We start from the raw sequence: 17205 nt of genomic DNA, 5'->3' as shown, positions 1-17205 counted from the left end.
AAACAGGTTCCTCCTGCTCATTTCCTTGCCGTGTTTTTTATTTGAGAGTTTATGTCTCTGTACGGCAAATATACCAGGTTAAGACACCTCCTGCGATCGCTGCCGCTGCTAAACTCAAAAAAACTGCCTGCAAGCCGATAAATGTCTCGGCGACTCCGGCTAACGCTAGCGGTAGTGTCAAGGCAATATTGATGACGTTATTTTGTAGTCCAAAAATTTTCCCTCGCATTTCTGGAGAAGTTTCTTTTTGAATCGCCGTTTGCATCGGAATCGCGACTAAAGACGCAAAGCCGCCTAAAAGTGTAATTAATAATAGTACAGCTAAAAGTTGTTCAGTAAATATCGCTAACCCAATTAAACACCCTGCAATTCCCACGGAACCATAAAGGCTCAGTTGAATCGGAGAAATACGCTGTCCGTACTGACCTAATAGCGTTGCACCTGCGGCAATTCCTAAACCACCAGCCGCGAGTAAAAAGCCAAACTGCGAAGATTTCATTTGCGGAATCACCTCTGCCATCCGCACCGCCAAAACCGCCAGCGCTGCGAAAATAGAAAATAAAATGACAAGCTGAATGAGAGCCGTCCGAATTCGGTGATTTTTCCGTAAATATTCCAATCCATCGCGTAAATCTTGCCAAATGTGCGGCGCTTCCTCAGTTTCGCGATTTTTCTCACCTGTTTTCAATAGCATTAATAAACAACCCGCGATCGCATAACTACCACCGACAACGAGTTCTTTACCAATCTCAGAACCAAATCGCATCGTCAAGGCATCGGCAATTGCTAGCAGCGGTTCGCCGACAGCAAACCCAACAACGACTAACGCCATCATCGTTGTCGTATATAAGGAATTTGCCGACAATAAATGACGCCGTTCCACAATCAAGGGAATTGCTGCTTGCTCTGCGGGAGCAAAAAACTGTGTCAAGGTAGAAACGAGAAAAGATAATACAAGTAAAATTGCAAAACCCGCCGGCAAACTACCAACTGCACTCCAGTCTTGCGTCATCCACAACAGCACTGGAATTGATAACACTAAACCACCACGTACTAAATTTGTCACTACCAGCACGGCTTTTGTAGACCATCGGTCTACAAAGACACCAGCAACGGAACCAAACAGTACCGCAGGAATTGTAAACGCCATCATGATTGCTGATACCCAACCGCTGATACTTTGGTTGCTTGCCTGAAAACGGGTGGAAATAATCGCAATCATTAAAACTAAATAGACTTTATCCGCTAGCTGTGAAAAAACTTGACCGCTCCACAGTGCCAGGAAATTGCGATTTTTTAATACAGGTAAAAAACCGACCTCGGCAGCTTCGCCATCGGCTGGTGTCGTTGCAATCGTTGTGTCTTCTTCGCCGCTGTGTTTCAGTAATGAACCATTCGTTGCTCCCTGAGCAACTTTATTGCTGACGACATCGCTGTTCGTTGTATTTTCGTGCGAAACTTGATAAACATACGAGGTATCTGGATAGTGATGATAAAATGATGTCTCCTTCCTCCGGTTGGTGCTATGTAAGCGAGGAGATGATAAAAAGCTTTCTGTATCTAAATTAGGCGGTTGCATCATCGTTTGTAGAAGTCGGCAAAGCAAAATAACTATCGATTAAGGCAGCAGAGCGAATTGGACGACCAAAATGATACTGAGCATATTGTCGTAGAATTTGCTCAATAAATATCCAGTTGCCGTCTGCAAAAGAATTGTCCGCTGCTAGTGGTGTAAGTTGATTTAACTCAGCTTGAGATAACTGTTGTAATATATTGAGTTCCGCAGCATCAACGCGGCTAATTAACGCGGGTGTTTCTTGCCGGTGCGCAATTGTCTGGTAGCTTTGTCCAGGTTGGTCGGCTACACGCTTGACTTGAGAAGTAGGTTTGTGATTGTAAGTACCGCGTTCAGATGCTATGAGGCTGCGCCCCTGGGATTGCAGGCGTTCCAGGGCTTCTAAGCTAACAATTCCACCTGCGGCTGCACTAAATCCTACTTGCCACTGTGAATCACTCAAATCTGGTTGTAAAGGATTTCCACTTAAACAGCAACGTTGTACTTGAGGTGCAATTCCGGCGATCGCTAGGAGGTGAAAAACTGCATGGCTAAGGTAAGCGATCGCCCAACGCGGCTGATTTCTAGGTAATTGTTCTAACCTGCTAAGGTGTTCGCGAAGTAAGCTAAATAATTCTTCTTGTGGTTGTTCGCTTAACGCTTGATACAATGCAATTTCTGCTAAGTACTGACTAGCCGCTAATTTTCCCAAATCTTGACTTAAGCCTGGATAAGATTCTTTCGTTTCGGCTTGCGTAATTTTATCGAGCGATCGCCCTTTCGCAATTAACAACTCATTGACGACAAACAAACCACTTCTGCCACTTAAGCTAGAATTGTGCTTTCGCGAACCTGGTGCTACTGCTCGAACCAAACCAAACTCGCGCGTTAAAATTGTCAGCAAGCGATCTGATTCGCCTAACGCCATACTTTTCAAATTTATTCCAGTAGCTTTGTAGGTTCGGCTCATAAATATAGGTGCTGAGGGCTAGAGAAAATAGCAAGTATTAAAAGTAAAAGGTAATAAATAAAGACTCTTAGCCTTTAAGCGCTTACCTTATCCTTCTAAATCTACTGCCTCTTTATCCAGGTTATCGCGTTGGTGAATCAATTCTGGACCACGAGAAGTACCTAACCGTGTCGCACCTGCCATAATCAAGTCAAAAGCTTGTTCAATTGTGCGAATTCCGCCAGACGCTTTAATACCTACGCGATCTTTGGCAACTTCTTTTAAAAGTTTTACATCCGCAACTGTCGCTCCTCCATTCCAACCCGTACTTGTTTTGAGAAACGCTGCCCCAGCATCCATACATATTTCTGCTGCGAGACGTTTTTCCGCATCTGTCAATAGGGTAGTTTCCAAAATCACTTTGACTGTTTTTCCTGTTGCTTCGCAAATTTCAGCAATTTCTCGGTGCAATTGCTCGGTTTTACCAGCTTTGAGCCAGCCGAGGTTAATCACAACATCTAACTCGGTTGCGCCATTATCTACTGCTTCTTGTGCTTCATAAAGCTTGACCGCAGAAGTCGTAGCGCCTGTCGGAAATCCAATTACTGTACAAACTTGCGGGTTTTTTCCATACAGGAGTTCGGCGGCTTGGCGGACATGAGTTGGGTACACGCAAACAGTCGCGAATTGAAAGCGATCTGCTTGTTCGCAACACTGTTGTACTTGGTCTGCGGTTGCTGTAGGGTTTAGCAGCGCATGGTCAATCAACGGCGCAATATCAATATCAGGATAGTCAGCGGCCATCGCTTTGTTCTCCAAGCGAGCTATAATTATTTTTTATCAGAATCTTAAATAATTTTAAAATCTTAAGCTCAGAATACCTTAAATTAGCGATCGCAAATCAAAAGTTTATTTACTTAGTAAACTTCTTCAACAAACATCGCTCACTTTATTTTGAGCAGCTATTCGCTTAAATCTCTTCTAAGACACCGTAGAAACTAAAAAATCGCCGATTAAAAGCCAAACATACTTATTTTCAACTATTTAAGCTTAAATATCTCTTTTTTTTATCTTTTTATACAAAATAATGTTGGATAAACCTACAGCGAGGTTGGCACTGAAAATCGATAAAGCCTTGCCCTATAACTTCGAGAGTCCTGCAATTTCTTGTACACTCTCATGCCATTTATTTAGAAGACTTTTTGACTTAGTATGACTTCTGTCACCACCACTTACACTTTAGTTTTATAAGTTTTATACATTGGGTCAGTTTGCTGTAAAAATAGCAATTTCGCCAGATTAATAGCTTTTCTGCTTGTTTAGGTATATAACTGTTAAATAAAGATAAAATTAATATAAATATTTTTCTATGATTAAGTAATTTTCAAAAAATATGTTAATCCTATGGCATGAGGAAGACCTTACTTATAAATGTTACGGTTAGTGACTACTATATCTGAAGAAGTTGTGAATAGCGATCAGCAAAGTTCTACGGTTGATGCAGGTGCTGTCATCTCGTCTGCTACCGTCCGTAGCAAAATTCTTATCGTAGAAGATAACGATTTGAACCGCCAGATGCTTGATGATTACCTAAGTTTTTGCGGTTACGAGATTCTCAGCTTAGCTGATGGCACGTGCTTTTTTCAAAAGATGACCGAGTTTCAGCCCCAACTTATTTTATTAGACTTAAAGTTACCAGATATTGATGGCTACACTTTATTAGGGAAGCTGCAAAACCGAGCCGACTGGCAACATATTCCTATATTTGTAGTCTCTGCGTTTGCTTTTAGCGCCGATCAACAGCGAGCATTAAGTCTAGGCGCAACAAGGTATTTTGTTAAGCCGGTAAATTTGACGGAGTTGAAACAAGCAATTAAAGAAGAATTGGCTACCTTAACTACTTAAATAGGTAAATCTTGGTTACTTTGTTTTCTGCTCGCTGATAAATTCTTCTACCGTTTGGCTGAGAGTTTGGAGATCTTTACTAACAGAAGCAATGTTTGCTTCTAATTGTGCTAACAACAAAACAGTTGTTTGCAATTGATTGAGGCTGCGATCAAGTGTATTTCGATATTGAGTCTCAAATTCTTCCAAATTCATGGCTGTGCTTTGTATTTTAGGGAAGCGTATAAGTATAAAATTTTATATCTGATCTAGATACTAATCTAAACTTTGACAATATAAATGTCAGTCTTACTTGCTCCTACTCGTTATAATTTCATGTTTGCCAGCCTGAATTTGATAGCAACTTTAAACGCCAATTTTGCAAGTATTATATCAAACAACCACAAAATTTTAAATCCGTATTATCACTACAAAAATTAAACAGCCAAATGCTGTAGTTACCTCTAGGATTGATATAGGGTTATTCGTAGATCCTCATAATTAAACTGAAAAGGGTAACTATAAGGCTTACGAACCAGCGTTCAAAGGTTACAAATTATATCTCAAGCTTTTTTGAGGTTCAGCAAGCTGACACGTGGTAGTAAGTCTTTGATATTGCAAATAGCCAGCTTGCAAAAAGCGTAATTCAACAGATATTCAATTCTCGTATCAAAATGACATCGCACGCACTGCCATTCAAGACACTAGTGACAAAAACACTACCACTCGTCAAAGACCCAGAACGTTTAGCGCAACGTTTAAAAGAGGTTCCGGCGGAACCTGGGGTTTATTTGATGCGTGATGCTAGCGATCGCATTATGTACATTGGCAAATCACGGAAATTGCGGTCGCGGGTTCGTTCCTACTTTCGCGAATCCCAGAAACTCAGCGATCGCATCGCGCTGATGGTGCGACAGGTAACAGAGATTGAATTTATTGTCACAGATACAGAAGCTGAAGCACTAGCCCTCGAAGCAAACTTAATTAAGCAGCACCAGCCGTATTTTAATGTGCTGCTCAAAGATGACAAGAAGTATCCTTACGTCTGTATTACTTGGTCAGAAGAATATCCGCGTATCTTTATCACGCGCAACCGTCGTCAAGGTAAAAAAGAAGATAAATTTTACGGACCTTATACCGACTCGCGGTTACTGCGTAATATCTTACGGTTATCGAAGCGAATTTTTGCGCTGAAACAACGACCCCAACCACTATTTAAAGATCGTCCGTGTCTTAACTACGACTTGGGACGATGCCCAGGTGTGTGTCAAAAACTGATTTCTCCAGAAGAATACCGCAAAACTGTCCAAAAAGTAGCGATGGTCTTTCAAGGCAGAACGCAGGAACTGATCGATATTCTCACTGAACAGATGCACAAGTCAGCAGACGCACTGAATTTTGAATCCGCAGCACGAATTCGCGATCAGATTGCGGGGTTAAAGTCATTGAGTGCAGAGCAAAAGGTATCGTTACCTGATGATACAGTGTCGCGCGATGCGATCGCGCTTGCCGCTGATGAAAATTATGCTTGCGTACAGTTATTTCAAATTCGGGCGGGACAGTTAGTCGGACGCTTGGGATTTGTCGCAGACGCGCACGCTGAACCTGGAGCAATTTTACAACGAGTATTAGAGGAACATTACCAAACGGCTGATTCGGTAGAAATTCCCACAGAGATTTTAGTACAGCATGAATTACCCGATGCGGAAATGCTAGTAGATGTGTTGAGCGATCGCAAAGCGCGAAAAGTGACAATTGTCGCGCCGCAACGTGCTACCAAAGCCGAACTCATTGAGATGGTGGAACGTAACGCACAATACGAATTACAACGCGCGCAGAAATTGAGCGATCGCAATACGCAAGCGATGGAGGATCTTGCCGCAATTGTTGACTTACCTGATTTACCGCACCGGATTGAAGGTTACGACATTTCGCATATTCAAGGTTCAAACGCTGTAGCGTCTCAAGTCGTCTTCATCGATGGTTTACCCGCGAAGCAATACTATCGCCACTATAAAATTAAGAATCCGACGGTGACATCTGGTCACTCGGATGATTTTGCCAGCCTTGCGGAAGTGATTCAGCGTCGCTTTCGTAAGTATGCCGAAGATCCGCAACTACAGCGCGTAGGTAATCCTGATTGGCCCGATCTTGTGATGATTGATGGTGGTAAGGGACAGTTATCCTCCGTTGTGGCGGTATTGCAAGAAATGAATTTAATGGATGAGTTGCGCGTCGTTAGCCTTGCGAAGCAGCGCGAAGAAATTTTCTTACCAGGCGAGTCGCAGTCCTTAGTAACTGAAGCAGAACAACCAGGAGTACAATTACTACGACGCTTGCGCGATGAAGCACACCGTTTTGCTGTCACGTTCCACCGCCAGCAGCGTAGTGATAAATTACGGCGATCGCGCTTAGATGAAATTCCTGGTTTGGGATATCACCGACAAAAACAGCTTTTAGCTCATTTCCGCTCGATTGACTATATTCGTCAAGCTACCCCAGAACAATTAGCCGCTGCACCAGGAATCGGTCCACACCTAGCGCAAGAAATTTATAATTATTTTCATCCTTCTTAAGGTAGAAATCATCTGGTCTGAGTTCTGCATGATTGATATGTACCGATGCGGAAAACATCGGCATTTTTAGTTTTTTTATTACTCGTTAATCTATCCCTGGGCAGAACCGAAATCTTAAGTAAATGTTAAATATAGACAGCGAAAGCGCCACTATAAGGCAGATTAGAGGTTGCTTTGTTATGCAAACAACAGTTTTTGCTAAGCCATTTAATTAAAGTTGAATTTAAAGTTAAATATCTACATAAATTAGATTAAAACAGTACAATGCAAGAGAAATGTAGTCGGGGATCAGCAAAAAATAAAAGTAAACTCAAAACTAGTTTGTTACTTTCTATCCCCCAGGTTATATGACAACTTCGTTTGTGTAATGGCAAGCTAGATATAGGAGAAACAGATTTCTTAAGTAAGTAGGTCACAATTTAGCTACAAATTTAAGATTTGTTGCTTTTTGTTTAATCCTGTAAGTTCATTAAATTGCCAAGTTAAATTTTCTTTTTTAAAACTGCTTGCTTCCAGAGGTTTAAAATGCTTGTACAAAAAATTAGGTGTCCTAACTGCGGCAGTGAGGGTGAACGCCATCATATACCCCAAAGTCGATTGATTCGGACACAATGCTCCTGCTGCGATTACTTGATGGTGACTTGTGCTGAAACAGGTAAAGTAGTGGAAGCTTACGCGCCAGGTGTGGATGCTGATCGTCTAAGCTTGCGTTGCCCGCAATTGCCCACAAGCAGCGTCAGCCTCCAAACCACGCGAATAGCGCACACTAACAGCAATTTGATGTTGATGCAAGACGTCAACAAAAGCTTGAATTCCGCGAAAAGTGGGACGTTGGTAGTCCGCTTCCCGAATGGGGTTATAGGGGATTAAGTTAACGTGAGTTTGAAACCCGCGTAGCAGCTGAGCTAACTCGGCTGCTTGTTTTGTATTATCGTTAACTCCAGCAAGAAGAATATATTCAAAAGTAATTCGGCGACCAGTAATTTGTACGTATTGACGGCATTCATCGATTAGATTTTCTAAGGGATAATGACGCGCGCTGGGAATCAATTTTTCGCGTAACGCTTGATTAGCAGCATGAAGGCTGACAGCAAGGGTTACTTGGAGTTGATGCTGTGCTAAGCGCAAGATATGTCCAGGAATACCAACCGTAGAAATTGTGATTCCACGCTGTCCAATACCAACATCTTGGTTTAAAGATTTGACGGCTGCGACAACATTTGCAGTATTCAGCAAAGGTTCACCCATACCCATGAAAACGATATGGCTAACACGGCGTTGCAAGTCTTCCTGAACAGTTAAAACTTGGTCGATAATTTCGTGTGCAGCTAAGTTACGCATAAAGCCGCCCTTCCCTGTCGCACAAAAATCGCATGCCATCGGGCAACCAACTTGCGTAGAAACACAAACTGTGAGGCGCTTTTCAGTGGGAATACCAACAGTTTCAATAATTTTTCCATCCGCAAGTTGCAGAAGATATTTTACGGTTTCATCCGGTGCAACCGAACGGTAGTGGATTTGCGATCGCCCAATTGAAACATCAGCAACCGCCGCACGCCAAGTTTTGGGAAACACAGAAATATCGACAAGCGATCGCACGCCTTTTCTGTAAATCCACTCGTATAGCTGTCGCCCGCGATACGCAGGTTGTCCTTGAGAAACTACCCAATCCGTCAATTCGGGCAAACTTAAACCCAACAGTGGTTGCGGTGCGGCGATCGGTATTGTTGTCTCTAGCGTTTGATTTATACTTTGACTACTCATAATTGAATTTAAGATTTTAGATTAAAACAAGCAGCATTTCAGAGTATGTCTGCCCCTAACTCCATGAATAAACCTTTTCTCTTATCTTCTCGCTCAGAACTGGGAGAACTCAAGCTCATCAACATCCCCCAATTCTGGCAGGGCTGTTTCATTGTAGCTGAAGGAAAACAAGGTTGAATTAGATTAGCCAAGCGTCGCATAGCGGTTGAAATCGAGGCGACTTGCTGAATTAACAATAAAGCAGGGCGATAGACTTAGATAGAAGCGACGATGACCGCGTTGAGTATTGAAAATCTGTTCAGTCGCTTGGTAGAGTTTCAACAGTAACCTAATATTGCTCCCAAGATGATGAGCTTTGAGATTAGTTTAGTTTTTTTACCCTGACAATGAAATTGCCCTGCCCACAGTTGGGGATTTTATATAGCCTTAAACGCCAGCCTAATTGTATACATAGCTGTGGTAATTCTATAAAATCAAATATTCTGTCATAACTGCATAAAACTTACTGATAATTCAAACTATTTAATATAGATGCGCATATTATTTCTTCATACTAATTTTCCAGCGCAATATCGTCATATTGCACAAGCGCTGGCTAGCGATCCAAACAATCAAGTTGTTTTTGGTACTAAAAATCAAGATGTTTCGCTACCAGGTATTTACAAAGCTATTTTTGAACCAAGTCGCAACCCGCATCCATCAACACATCATTATGTTAGACCATTGGAAAGTGCGGTATTACACGGACAAGCAGTCTATAAAATAGCTGAACAATTGAAAGCACGTCAATTCATTCCTGATGTCATTTGCGGACATTCGGGGTGGGGACCAACATTATTTGTTAAAGATGCATTTCCGACTACACCACTGATTTGTTATTTTGAATGGTTTTATCATGCGCGTGGATCAGATGCCGATTTTGACCCAAGCGATCCCTTAAATATTGATGATATCGCGCGGATTCGGATTAAGAATGCACCGATTTTAATTGATTTGTACAGTTGCGATCGCGGTTTATCGCCGACTTATTGGCAACGCGCGCAGTTTCCGCCAGAGTTCCACAGCAAAATTTCTGTGCTGCATGATGGAGTCGATACCGAATACTTTCAGCCTAAACCAGGTGCAAAGCTCGTTTTACCGAATTTAGATTTATCGGGAGTTGACGAACTTGTCACGTATGTCGCGCGGGGTATGGAACCGTATCGAGGTTTCCCCCAGTTTATCGAAGCGATCGCCTATATTCAAGAACGCCGCCCCAATTGTCATGTTGTTATTGTAGGTTCTGAGCGCGTTTGCTATGGTAAGTCTTTACCCGATGGCGTGTCCTATAAAGAGTTTATGCTTAAAAAAGTCCCGCTCGATTTATCGCGGGTACATTTCACGGGGTCGTTACCGTACAATCAATATCTGCAAGTTATTCAAGCTTCCTCAGTTCATGTTTATCTGACGCGACCGTTTGTTTTATCTTGGTCAATGATTGAGGCAATGTCTACGGGGTGTTTAGTACTAGGTTCTAATACTGCACCTGTTGCGGAAGTGATTCAGGATGGTGAAAATGGGTTGCTTGTTGATTTCTTTGCCCCGCAGCAAATTGCAGACCGCGTCGATGAAGTGCTGGATCATCCTACACGTATGGCAGAACTTCGCGTTAAGGCAAGGGAAACGGTGTTAGAACGCTATGCTTTGGCGGATTTGTTGTCGAAACATCTAGAAATGATTAAGAGTGTTGCAGGGTAGGATTTTAAAGGGAGTTTGGTAAACCGCAAAGACACAAAGAAGGCAAAGTGGGGAGATTCTGTAATTAGGGACAGAGAGTTTGTAGAGATCTGAACCCAGCAAGACTTGTGTTATTGAAGATGAGTTCTTCTAGGTTTGCTGTTGGAAGTACAGTCTTTACGGGAGATAGCATAATGTATCCGAAGTTATTGTCGAACCAAGGTAGCCATGCGGTGGTGATTGGTGGTAGTATGGCTGGGCTGGTGACTGGTCGAGTTTTAACGAAGCATTTTGATACTGTAACAATTATTGAACGCGATCGCTTTCCTGACGAACCGATACCGCGTCAAGGTGTTCCGCAATCGCATCACAACCACGTGTTATTGATGCGGGGGGCAATGATTTTAGAAGAACTTTTTCCTGGGTTGCAGGCACAATTGTGCGCGGTAGGGGCATCACAGCTTGATATGGCAAAAGATACCGTTTGGCTGAATCCAGCGGGGTGGGGTATTCGCTTTAATTCTGGGATAACAATGCTAGCAAGTAGCCGCAGTTTACTAGAGTGGGGTGTACGTCAACAGTTGATGCAATGTCCGCAGATACGTTTTGTTGCCGAATCTGAAGTGACGAGTTTGCTTGCCAGTGCAGATAATACAGCGATTACTGGTGTTCAAGTGCGATCGCGTCAATCATATCCTGGAAGCAGCGAACAACAAATCTTGGCTGATCTTGTTGTTGATGCGAGTGGGCGAATTTCCAAAACTCCACAGTGGTTGATAACACTTGGTTACAAAGCACCGCAAGAAACTGTAATAAATTCTCATGTTGGCTACGCTAGTCGTATTTACCAACTTCCTGCCAATGTTGCAAGAGATTGGCAAGCTTTGTATGTGCAAGCTGTACCGCCAGATGTGACACGCATGGGGTTAATGTTACCAATTGAAGGCGGTTACTGGCTAGTTTCGCTAGGCGGAGGAGATAGAGACTATCCACCTACAGACGAAGCTGGTTTTTTAGAATTTGCCCGTACGCTACGTAGCTCAATACTCTACGATGCCATCAAAGACGCTAAGCCTCTCTCACCGATAGTAAGCTATCGCGCTACCGAAAACCGCCGCCGCCATTACGAAAAATTACACCGAATGCCAGAAGGTTTGATCGTGACTGGCGATGCAGCGTGTGCGTTCAATCCAGTATACGGACAAGGAATGACAACAGCAGCGATCGCCGCAGAGACTTTAGATCAATGTCTTAAACAAGGTCTTTCTGGCTTAGGAAAACGGTTTCAAACTCAATTAGCGCAAGTTAACGCGATTCCTTGGACACTCGCAACAAGTGAAGATTACCGTTATCGCGGTACTGAAGGCAAATCACCTGATCAAAAAACGAAGCTGATGCACTGGTATATGGATCGACTCATGCTGCTATCTACCAAGAATATTGAGGTGCGATCGCAGTTTCTCCAAGTCATGCATATGCTAAAAACACCAACCGCATTATTTCATCCTAAAATCGTTGCTTTAGTTTTCAAAGAAGCACTGCAATCTAGCAGACATCAAGCAACACTGGCAACTAAGGGGACGTAAAGACTTGTTCGTAGTCACTGATTTCAATCGAAATTTGTGACAAGAAAACTTTTACCGATCCACCGAACCCATAATAATATCTACGCTGCCGAGAATCACAACAATATCCGCTACCTTGACACCCCGTAGCAAGTGCGGCAAAATTTGCAAGTTGTTGAAATCCGCTGAACGAATCTTCCACCGCCACGGGAAGACATTATCATCACCAATGATGTAGATTCCTAGTTCGCCTTTGCCACTTTCGACACGGACGTAGTGTTCGCCTTTGGGAATCTTGAATGTGGGTGCGATTTTCTTGCCAATGTACTGGTAATCAAACCCATTCCACTGCGATTTCTTCTCTTCAGCTAAACGTTTCGCTTCCAAGTTTTCATACGAACCACCTGGCAATCCCTTCAGCGCTTGGCGGAGAATTTTCAAGGATTCACGCATTTCATGAATGCGGACTAAGTACCGCGCAAAGCAATCTCCGCTACTTTCCCACTGCACTTCCCAATCAAAATCATCGTAACATTCGTAGTGGTCTACTTCGCGTAAGTCCCACTTCACACCGCTGGCGCGTAACATTGGACCTGACAATCCCCAATTTATCGCTTCTGCGCGGCTAATGGTGCCAACACCTTCTACACGACGGCGGAAGATCGGGTTATTCGTAATTAAGCGCTCATATTCATCGACTTTTGGTTCAAAGTAGTCACAAAAGTCAAAGCACTTATCTACCCAACCATAAGGTAAATCTACTGCAACTCCCCCAATGCGGAAGTAGTTGTTGTTTACCATACGATAACCTGTGGCAGCTTCCCACAAGTCGTAAATCATCTCCCTTTCTCGAAAAATATAGAAAATAGGAGTTCCAGCACCCGTATCTAACATAAATGGTCCCAACCACAGCAGGTGATTGGCAATTCGGTTCAACTCCAGCATGATCGCGCGGATGTAGCTAGCCCGTTTTGGTACGGGAATATCAGCTAATTTCTCCGGTGCATTGACGGTGACGGCTTCATTAAACATCCCTGCGGCGTAGTCCCAGCGACTGACGTAAGGGACGTACATGATATTGGTGCGGTTTTCCGCGATTTTCTCCATTCCTCGGTGTAAGTAGCCAATCACTGGCTCGCAATCCACCACGTCTTCGCCATCAAGAGTCACAATTAATCTAAAACAGCCGTGCATCGAAGGATGGTGCGGACCCATGTTCAACACCATGGGATCGGTTCTTGTTTCAATTCGTTTAACGTAAGACATAAGTATAAGTGGGTAACGATAGACGTAACTAAAGGACTGGTAACTGGGAACGCGGAAACATACTTATTAAGAATCACCCATTACCTATTACCCATTACCCACTACCCAACTGTCTTGTAAATTTGTCCGATTTTTTGTACGTTTTTGCTATTTTTGTAGAAGTTGTTTGGGAGTTACACCTAATAGACGTTTGAAGTGACGATTGAGATGACTTTGGTTCGCAAAACCAACTTTGTACGCAATATCGGCGATCGCTAGTTTACCTTCAAGAATTAACGCTTTTGCACGTTCTACTCGACAACGAATCACGTACTGATGCGGAGTTAACCCTGTTGATTTTTTGAATAAGTGACAAAAATAATGCGGACTCATCTGCACTACGGCTGCAAGTTCGGCTAAGCCCAAATCTCGGTCTAAATCGTCATTAATGTAATCAACTACTTGCTGCAATTTACGCTTTGATAGACCACCTGCATATTCACGTAAAGTTGGTTTTCGTGCTGAGTAGTACTGCAATAGATGAACACTTAAGGTGTTTGCCATTGTCTCCGCATAGAGACGATTTTTTTGATCGCTAGCAAGTATTTTTTGAAGTGCTAACCCAATTTGAAAAACAAGTGGGTCTGGTGTGGCAAATTGTGGTATAATTACAACCTCTTCAGAATTTTCATCAACCGCGCTGGCAAATGTACTTTTCTCAAGTGCTATCAAAATAAAGTCACCTTCAGCCTCCCAACTCACCTGCGTTGAAACATTGGCAGGCACAATAACGATATCTCCGCCAACTACCGCGTCTCGATGAAAGCGTCCATCCAATTTACGATTTGCATGAATCGCATAATTGCCATGGGTGAAGATCGCGATCGAATGCCAACGCGGACTAAACATCTCAGGAACTTCATACGGTGGCTGACACATATAGCCCATTACAACACCATCCCAACCTGCCTGAAAACTTGTGAGAATTGGTGGACGTGGGAAAATCTGTAAAACTTTATCTTCTTGGTCAAGAACTAACGGGTTCTCGCTGGGCATAACTTGAAGCCCCATTACGTACAGTTCCTACTAAAAGTTTACTCTGATCGCAAAGCTTTCACTGGATCGAGTTGACTTGCACGCAATGCCGGTGGAAAACCCGCCCCGACACCAACCAAAAGTGCTGAACCGAGCGAAAGCGCGGCGGTATTCACCTCAAACTCGTAAGGGAAATCAAACGCATCTGCGATCGCCACTGTCAATGTATGAACCGTACCCAAAGCAACCGTTCCGCCAAATAAACTCAATAGTGCCGCTTCTAAGAGAAATTGCAGCATAATTTCCCGTTTAGTCGCTCCTAAAGCCCTACGCAAGCCAATTTCAGAAGTACGTTCTGTAACTGCCGCAATTGTAATATTTGCAATACCAACACCACCAACAAGTAAAGCGATCGCGCCGACTACGGTTAACCCACGCGAAGCAAGTTCAAAAATTTCTTGTTGCTGAACGATATCTTCAACGTTATTCCATACCAAAAAATTCTGTCCAGGAAATCGCCGTTGTAAAAGTTCTTCTGCTTGTTCGCCCAAAGCTTCGACATCGCTAAGATTATACGGACGCATTTGGATACTACCAATGTTGCGGCTTCCGCGTATGGCGTTGTGAACCGACATTGGTATGAGTAATAAACCTTCGGGTGGTCCTTCTTCATCCAGCTTTGTTTCGACAACTCCCACGATAATATAAGGTCGGTTGCCAGCATAAATGCGCTGACCAATTGGATCTTCTCCTTGAAACAGTTGCTTTTCGAGAAATTGATCAACGACTGCTACCGCGCGATAATTAGCAAAATCCGTCTCGGTAAAGAACCTGCCTTTGACAAGCGATCGCCCCGAAGTTATCAAAAAATCTTGCGATACTAGTGACATCGGCGGAGTCACCTCGTTATCTTGAAAAATCGTAGAAGTTGGTCCCGCCCAATTAAACGCACTCATCGCCTGTACACCTGTGAGCCGCTGGCGCAGAAATTTCATATCTTCCGATTGCAGATCGACGTTTGGGCTATTTGGCTCCCAGCGAGGATATATCGACACCCGTGGCGCACCACGTTCGGCGAGTTGCTGTGCAATCACAGCCCGACTAATGCTGCGAACATTCAATGTAGCACTGACCGCTGCCACACCCATAAATACTCCTAAAGCCGTCAACGCCGAGCGCAAAGGGTTACTACGTAGCGATCGATAAGTGATATTTAGCAAGTCAATTGGGGCAATACTCATAATAGCAGAGGGGCAGAGGAGAAAGAATGTCAACGTTTCACTAACCAAGGTGAAGGGTTAGCAATCATACTTACCAAACCACTTAAGATTTGGTTATAGGTTCCATATAGTTCTCTTGCTGATGCAACATCCAGGTAGTTGCATTTGACAGCAAATTCAATCCAAATTTGGGTTTCAGCAGCTTCAGCTTCACAGTCATTGAGTTTAGCGACAAACGCTGCTTCATATCGGCACTTTCTCCACGCCGCTGCGAGATTTGCACAAACAGACCGCGAGGAGCGACGAATTTGATCGGTTAACGAATAACGCTCCTCAACAGGAAACTTTTTAGAGAGTTCAAAAATCTTGATTGCAGCATCAAATGCCATTTGATAAACCCTCAAATCTTTATGACTCTTAATTAGCTCTTTCTTCATCTCCTCCGCTCCTCTGCGCCCTCTGCTCCCCTGCTCTTATTCAGGTACGACGGGCATTCCTGGTTGTAGTGGCTCATCAGGCGGGATGATAACTTGTTCGCCTGCGCGTAATCCAGAAGTCACTTCAACTGTCAACACACCTTCTAACCCCAAGTTAATGTTGCGTTTTTGCGCACGACTTTGACTGTCGCGAATCCATACGAAAGGCTCAGGGTTACGCTGAATGACTTCAGTATCTAATGCAACAACATTTTGGCGTTGCTCTAAAACAATTTCGACATTCACGCGACTACCAGGAATCAGCGAACCTGTTGGAGTATCAAGCCTGACTGTCGCGGGTACTGTTGGTTCATCTGATGATTGACTCGATCTGCGATTTTGTGACCCCTCCTCTTCTGTCGGAATTACAGCTTGAGGATACAAGCTTTGAACTTTTCCAGTAAAAGTTTTTGTATCTGCACCAATTACACTAACGCGTGCTAATTGATTGACCTTAACTTGGGCAGCATTGAGCGAGGAAAGCTGGAGCTTTACGAGTTCTTGCCGAGGATCGCCGATCGTAATTAAGTCGGTGCGTAATTCGACGCCATCATTATTTTTGACGTCAATTCCAAGAACGACTCCATTAACGGGTGCAGTAATCACTGTGTCTCGCAGTTCTTGTTGAATTCTTTGCCGCTCTAGTTGTAACGCCTGAAGTTCAAGTGCTGCTGTACGAGTATCCGTCTGAGCATCGCGCAAAGTTGCCTGCGTCTGGCGCACCTTGTCTGCAAGTTCTTGGACTTGTCGTCGAGCCACCGCACCTTCCCGTGCTCCCGCCGCCAGCGTTTGCAGGTTTTGTTCGTCGGCGCGGAGTTGTTCTTGCGCTTCACCGATTTTCTGCTGATTGCGTGCGAGGATGCGTTGTTGCTGCTCAATCTTGGCTTGCTGGCTACCAAGGGCTGTTTGTCGCTCTGGGTAGCGTAGGGTAATCAGGACTTGTCCTGCGCTGACTCGTTCGCCAGGTTGTACCAAGACTTGCTCTACGGCTCCTTCGGTTGGCGACTTGATTGTTTGTTGATTTCCCAGTTCGACGATACCACTTTCATTGAGGGTCGTTTCTACAGTACCGCGCTCAACAGTAACTAAGCTGACTGGCACTGGCTCAGCCGAGCGATTGATAACTAAAACATAGATTAAACCACTAACACCAATCCCCGCCAATGCAACTAGCCCTGCTAGCCATTGACCTTTACTCTTAAACTTCTTCATGATTTTCA

At 43.7% G+C, this 17205-nt stretch carries 15 protein-coding genes; 4 read left to right on the top strand and 11 right to left on the bottom strand.

The window, feature by feature from the left end; translation table 11 throughout:
- Window positions 1–49: 49 nt before the first annotated feature.
- The 3 genes from GLO7428_RS04650 to deoC all read right to left on the bottom strand — a co-directional run bounded on the left by GLO7428_RS04650 (window position 50) and on the right by deoC (window position 3308).
- The gene (locus GLO7428_RS04650) at window positions 50–1582 is read right to left on the bottom strand and encodes an MFS transporter (RefSeq protein ID WP_015187404.1); all 1533 of its coding nucleotides are present in this window, start codon (window positions 1580–1582) and stop codon (window positions 50–52) included.
- Window positions 1566–2525 carry a DNA repair protein RecO gene (gene recO / locus GLO7428_RS29650; protein WP_015187403.1) on the bottom strand — a complete coding sequence of 320 codons (960 nt, stop codon included), beginning with the start codon at window positions 2523–2525 and terminating at the stop codon, window positions 1566–1568. Before recO ends, GLO7428_RS04650 begins: the two co-directional genes overlap by 17 nt.
- Before the next feature lie 87 nt (window positions 2526–2612).
- Window positions 2613–3308 carry a deoxyribose-phosphate aldolase gene (deoC, locus tag GLO7428_RS04640; RefSeq protein ID WP_015187402.1) on the bottom strand — a complete coding sequence of 232 codons (696 nt, stop codon included), beginning with the start codon at window positions 3306–3308 and terminating at the stop codon, window positions 2613–2615.
- Between the two features lie 627 nt (window positions 3309–3935).
- On the opposite strand from deoC, the gene GLO7428_RS04635 reads away from it, so the two are divergent.
- Entirely contained in the window at window positions 3936–4409 is a 474-nt protein-coding gene (locus tag GLO7428_RS04635) for a response regulator (protein ID WP_015187401.1), read from the top strand.
- A 15-nt stretch (window positions 4410–4424) separates the two neighbouring features.
- On the opposite strand, the gene GLO7428_RS04630 is transcribed toward GLO7428_RS04635, so the two are convergent.
- Complete coding sequence (locus tag GLO7428_RS04630) at window positions 4425–4604, bottom strand: hypothetical protein (protein WP_015187400.1); 180 nt, start codon at window positions 4602–4604, stop codon at window positions 4425–4427.
- 458 nt (window positions 4605–5062) lie between these two features.
- On the opposite strand from GLO7428_RS04630, the gene uvrC reads away from it, so the two are divergent.
- A complete protein-coding gene (gene uvrC, locus GLO7428_RS04625) occupies window positions 5063–6964 on the top strand; it encodes an excinuclease ABC subunit UvrC (RefSeq protein WP_015187399.1) in 1902 nt (633 codons plus the stop codon).
- A gap of 699 nt (window positions 6965–7663) precedes the next feature.
- On the opposite strand, the gene rlmN is transcribed toward uvrC, so the two are convergent.
- Both rlmN and GLO7428_RS27650 read right to left on the bottom strand, forming a co-directional pair.
- Window positions 7664–8728, bottom strand: a complete 1065-nt coding sequence (gene rlmN, locus GLO7428_RS04620) for a 23S rRNA (adenine(2503)-C(2))-methyltransferase RlmN (protein ID WP_015187398.1) — start codon at window positions 8726–8728, stop codon at window positions 7664–7666.
- A gap of 183 nt (window positions 8729–8911) precedes the next feature.
- The gene (locus tag GLO7428_RS27650) at window positions 8912–9049 is read right to left on the bottom strand and encodes a hypothetical protein (protein ID WP_155823574.1); all 138 of its coding nucleotides are present in this window, start codon (window positions 9047–9049) and stop codon (window positions 8912–8914) included.
- A gap of 210 nt (window positions 9050–9259) precedes the next feature.
- Here GLO7428_RS27650 and GLO7428_RS04615 point away from each other — a divergent pair, with 210 nt between their 5' ends.
- Window positions 9260–10465 carry a glycosyltransferase family 4 protein gene (locus GLO7428_RS04615; protein WP_015187397.1) on the top strand — a complete coding sequence of 402 codons (1206 nt, stop codon included), beginning with the start codon at window positions 9260–9262 and terminating at the stop codon, window positions 10463–10465.
- A gap of 173 nt (window positions 10466–10638) precedes the next feature.
- Window positions 10639–12030, top strand: a complete 1392-nt coding sequence (locus GLO7428_RS04610) for an NAD(P)/FAD-dependent oxidoreductase (protein WP_015187396.1) — start codon at window positions 10639–10641, stop codon at window positions 12028–12030.
- 51 nt (window positions 12031–12081) lie between these two features.
- Here GLO7428_RS04610 and GLO7428_RS04605 read toward each other — a convergent pair whose 3' ends face one another.
- The 5 genes from GLO7428_RS04605 to GLO7428_RS04585 all read right to left on the bottom strand — a co-directional run bounded on the left by GLO7428_RS04605 (window position 12082) and on the right by GLO7428_RS04585 (window position 17197).
- Window positions 12082–13275 carry an NAD(P)H-quinone oxidoreductase subunit H gene (locus GLO7428_RS04605; protein WP_015187395.1) on the bottom strand — a complete coding sequence of 398 codons (1194 nt, stop codon included), beginning with the start codon at window positions 13273–13275 and terminating at the stop codon, window positions 12082–12084.
- 147 nt (window positions 13276–13422) lie between these two features.
- A complete protein-coding gene (locus GLO7428_RS04600; protein WP_015187394.1) occupies window positions 13423–14325 on the bottom strand; it encodes an AraC family transcriptional regulator in 903 nt (300 codons plus the stop codon).
- Between the two features lie 23 nt (window positions 14326–14348).
- Entirely contained in the window at window positions 14349–15530 is a 1182-nt protein-coding gene (locus tag GLO7428_RS04595) for an ABC transporter permease (protein ID WP_015187393.1), read from the bottom strand.
- Between the two features lie 29 nt (window positions 15531–15559).
- A complete protein-coding gene (locus tag GLO7428_RS04590; protein ID WP_015187392.1) occupies window positions 15560–15946 on the bottom strand; it encodes a four helix bundle protein in 387 nt (128 codons plus the stop codon).
- Between the two features lie 36 nt (window positions 15947–15982).
- Window positions 15983–17197: an efflux RND transporter periplasmic adaptor subunit gene (locus GLO7428_RS04585; protein ID WP_015187391.1), complete on the bottom strand. Its 1215-nt coding sequence runs from the start codon at window positions 17195–17197 to the stop codon at window positions 15983–15985.
- Between the last annotated feature and the right edge of the window lie 8 nt (window positions 17198–17205).

Origin of the sequence: Gloeocapsa sp. PCC 7428 (genome assembly GCF_000317555.1) — a bacterium.
Classification (GTDB): Bacteria; Cyanobacteriota; Cyanobacteriia; order Cyanobacteriales; family Chroococcidiopsidaceae; genus Chroogloeocystis.
The sequence above is the reverse complement of the archived record's forward strand: the minus strand, read 5'-3'. Positions and strand labels throughout refer to the sequence as shown.

What these genes read in the sequence shown, in the direction of transcription:
- rlmN (WP_015187398.1), bottom strand. Translation starts at nt 8,728, where the DNA reads ATGAGTAGTCAAAGTATAAATCAAACGCTAGAGACAACAATACCGATC.
- GLO7428_RS04650 (WP_015187404.1), bottom strand. Translation starts at nt 1,582, where the DNA reads ATGATGCAACCGCCTAATTTAGATACAGAAAGCTTTTTATCATCTCCT.
- GLO7428_RS04590 (WP_015187392.1), bottom strand. Translation starts at nt 15,946, where the DNA reads ATGAAGAAAGAGCTAATTAAGAGTCATAAAGATTTGAGGGTTTATCAA.
- uvrC (WP_015187399.1), top strand. Translation starts at nt 5,063, where the DNA reads ATGACATCGCACGCACTGCCATTCAAGACACTAGTGACAAAAACACTA.
- GLO7428_RS04635 (WP_015187401.1), top strand. Translation starts at nt 3,936, where the DNA reads ATGTTACGGTTAGTGACTACTATATCTGAAGAAGTTGTGAATAGCGAT.
- GLO7428_RS04605 (WP_015187395.1), bottom strand. Translation starts at nt 13,275, where the DNA reads ATGTCTTACGTTAAACGAATTGAAACAAGAACCGATCCCATGGTGTTG.
- GLO7428_RS04615 (WP_015187397.1), top strand. Translation starts at nt 9,260, where the DNA reads ATGCGCATATTATTTCTTCATACTAATTTTCCAGCGCAATATCGTCAT.
- GLO7428_RS04610 (WP_015187396.1), top strand. Translation starts at nt 10,639, where the DNA reads ATGTATCCGAAGTTATTGTCGAACCAAGGTAGCCATGCGGTGGTGATT.
- deoC (WP_015187402.1), bottom strand. Translation starts at nt 3,308, where the DNA reads ATGGCCGCTGACTATCCTGATATTGATATTGCGCCGTTGATTGACCAT.
- GLO7428_RS04630 (WP_015187400.1), bottom strand. Translation starts at nt 4,604, where the DNA reads ATGAATTTGGAAGAATTTGAGACTCAATATCGAAATACACTTGATCGC.
- GLO7428_RS04595 (WP_015187393.1), bottom strand. Translation starts at nt 15,530, where the DNA reads ATGAGTATTGCCCCAATTGACTTGCTAAATATCACTTATCGATCGCTA.
- GLO7428_RS04585 (WP_015187391.1), bottom strand. Translation starts at nt 17,197, where the DNA reads ATGAAGAAGTTTAAGAGTAAAGGTCAATGGCTAGCAGGGCTAGTTGCA.
- GLO7428_RS04600 (WP_015187394.1), bottom strand. Translation starts at nt 14,325, where the DNA reads ATGGGGCTTCAAGTTATGCCCAGCGAGAACCCGTTAGTTCTTGACCAA.
- recO (WP_015187403.1), bottom strand. Translation starts at nt 2,525, where the DNA reads ATGAGCCGAACCTACAAAGCTACTGGAATAAATTTGAAAAGTATGGCG.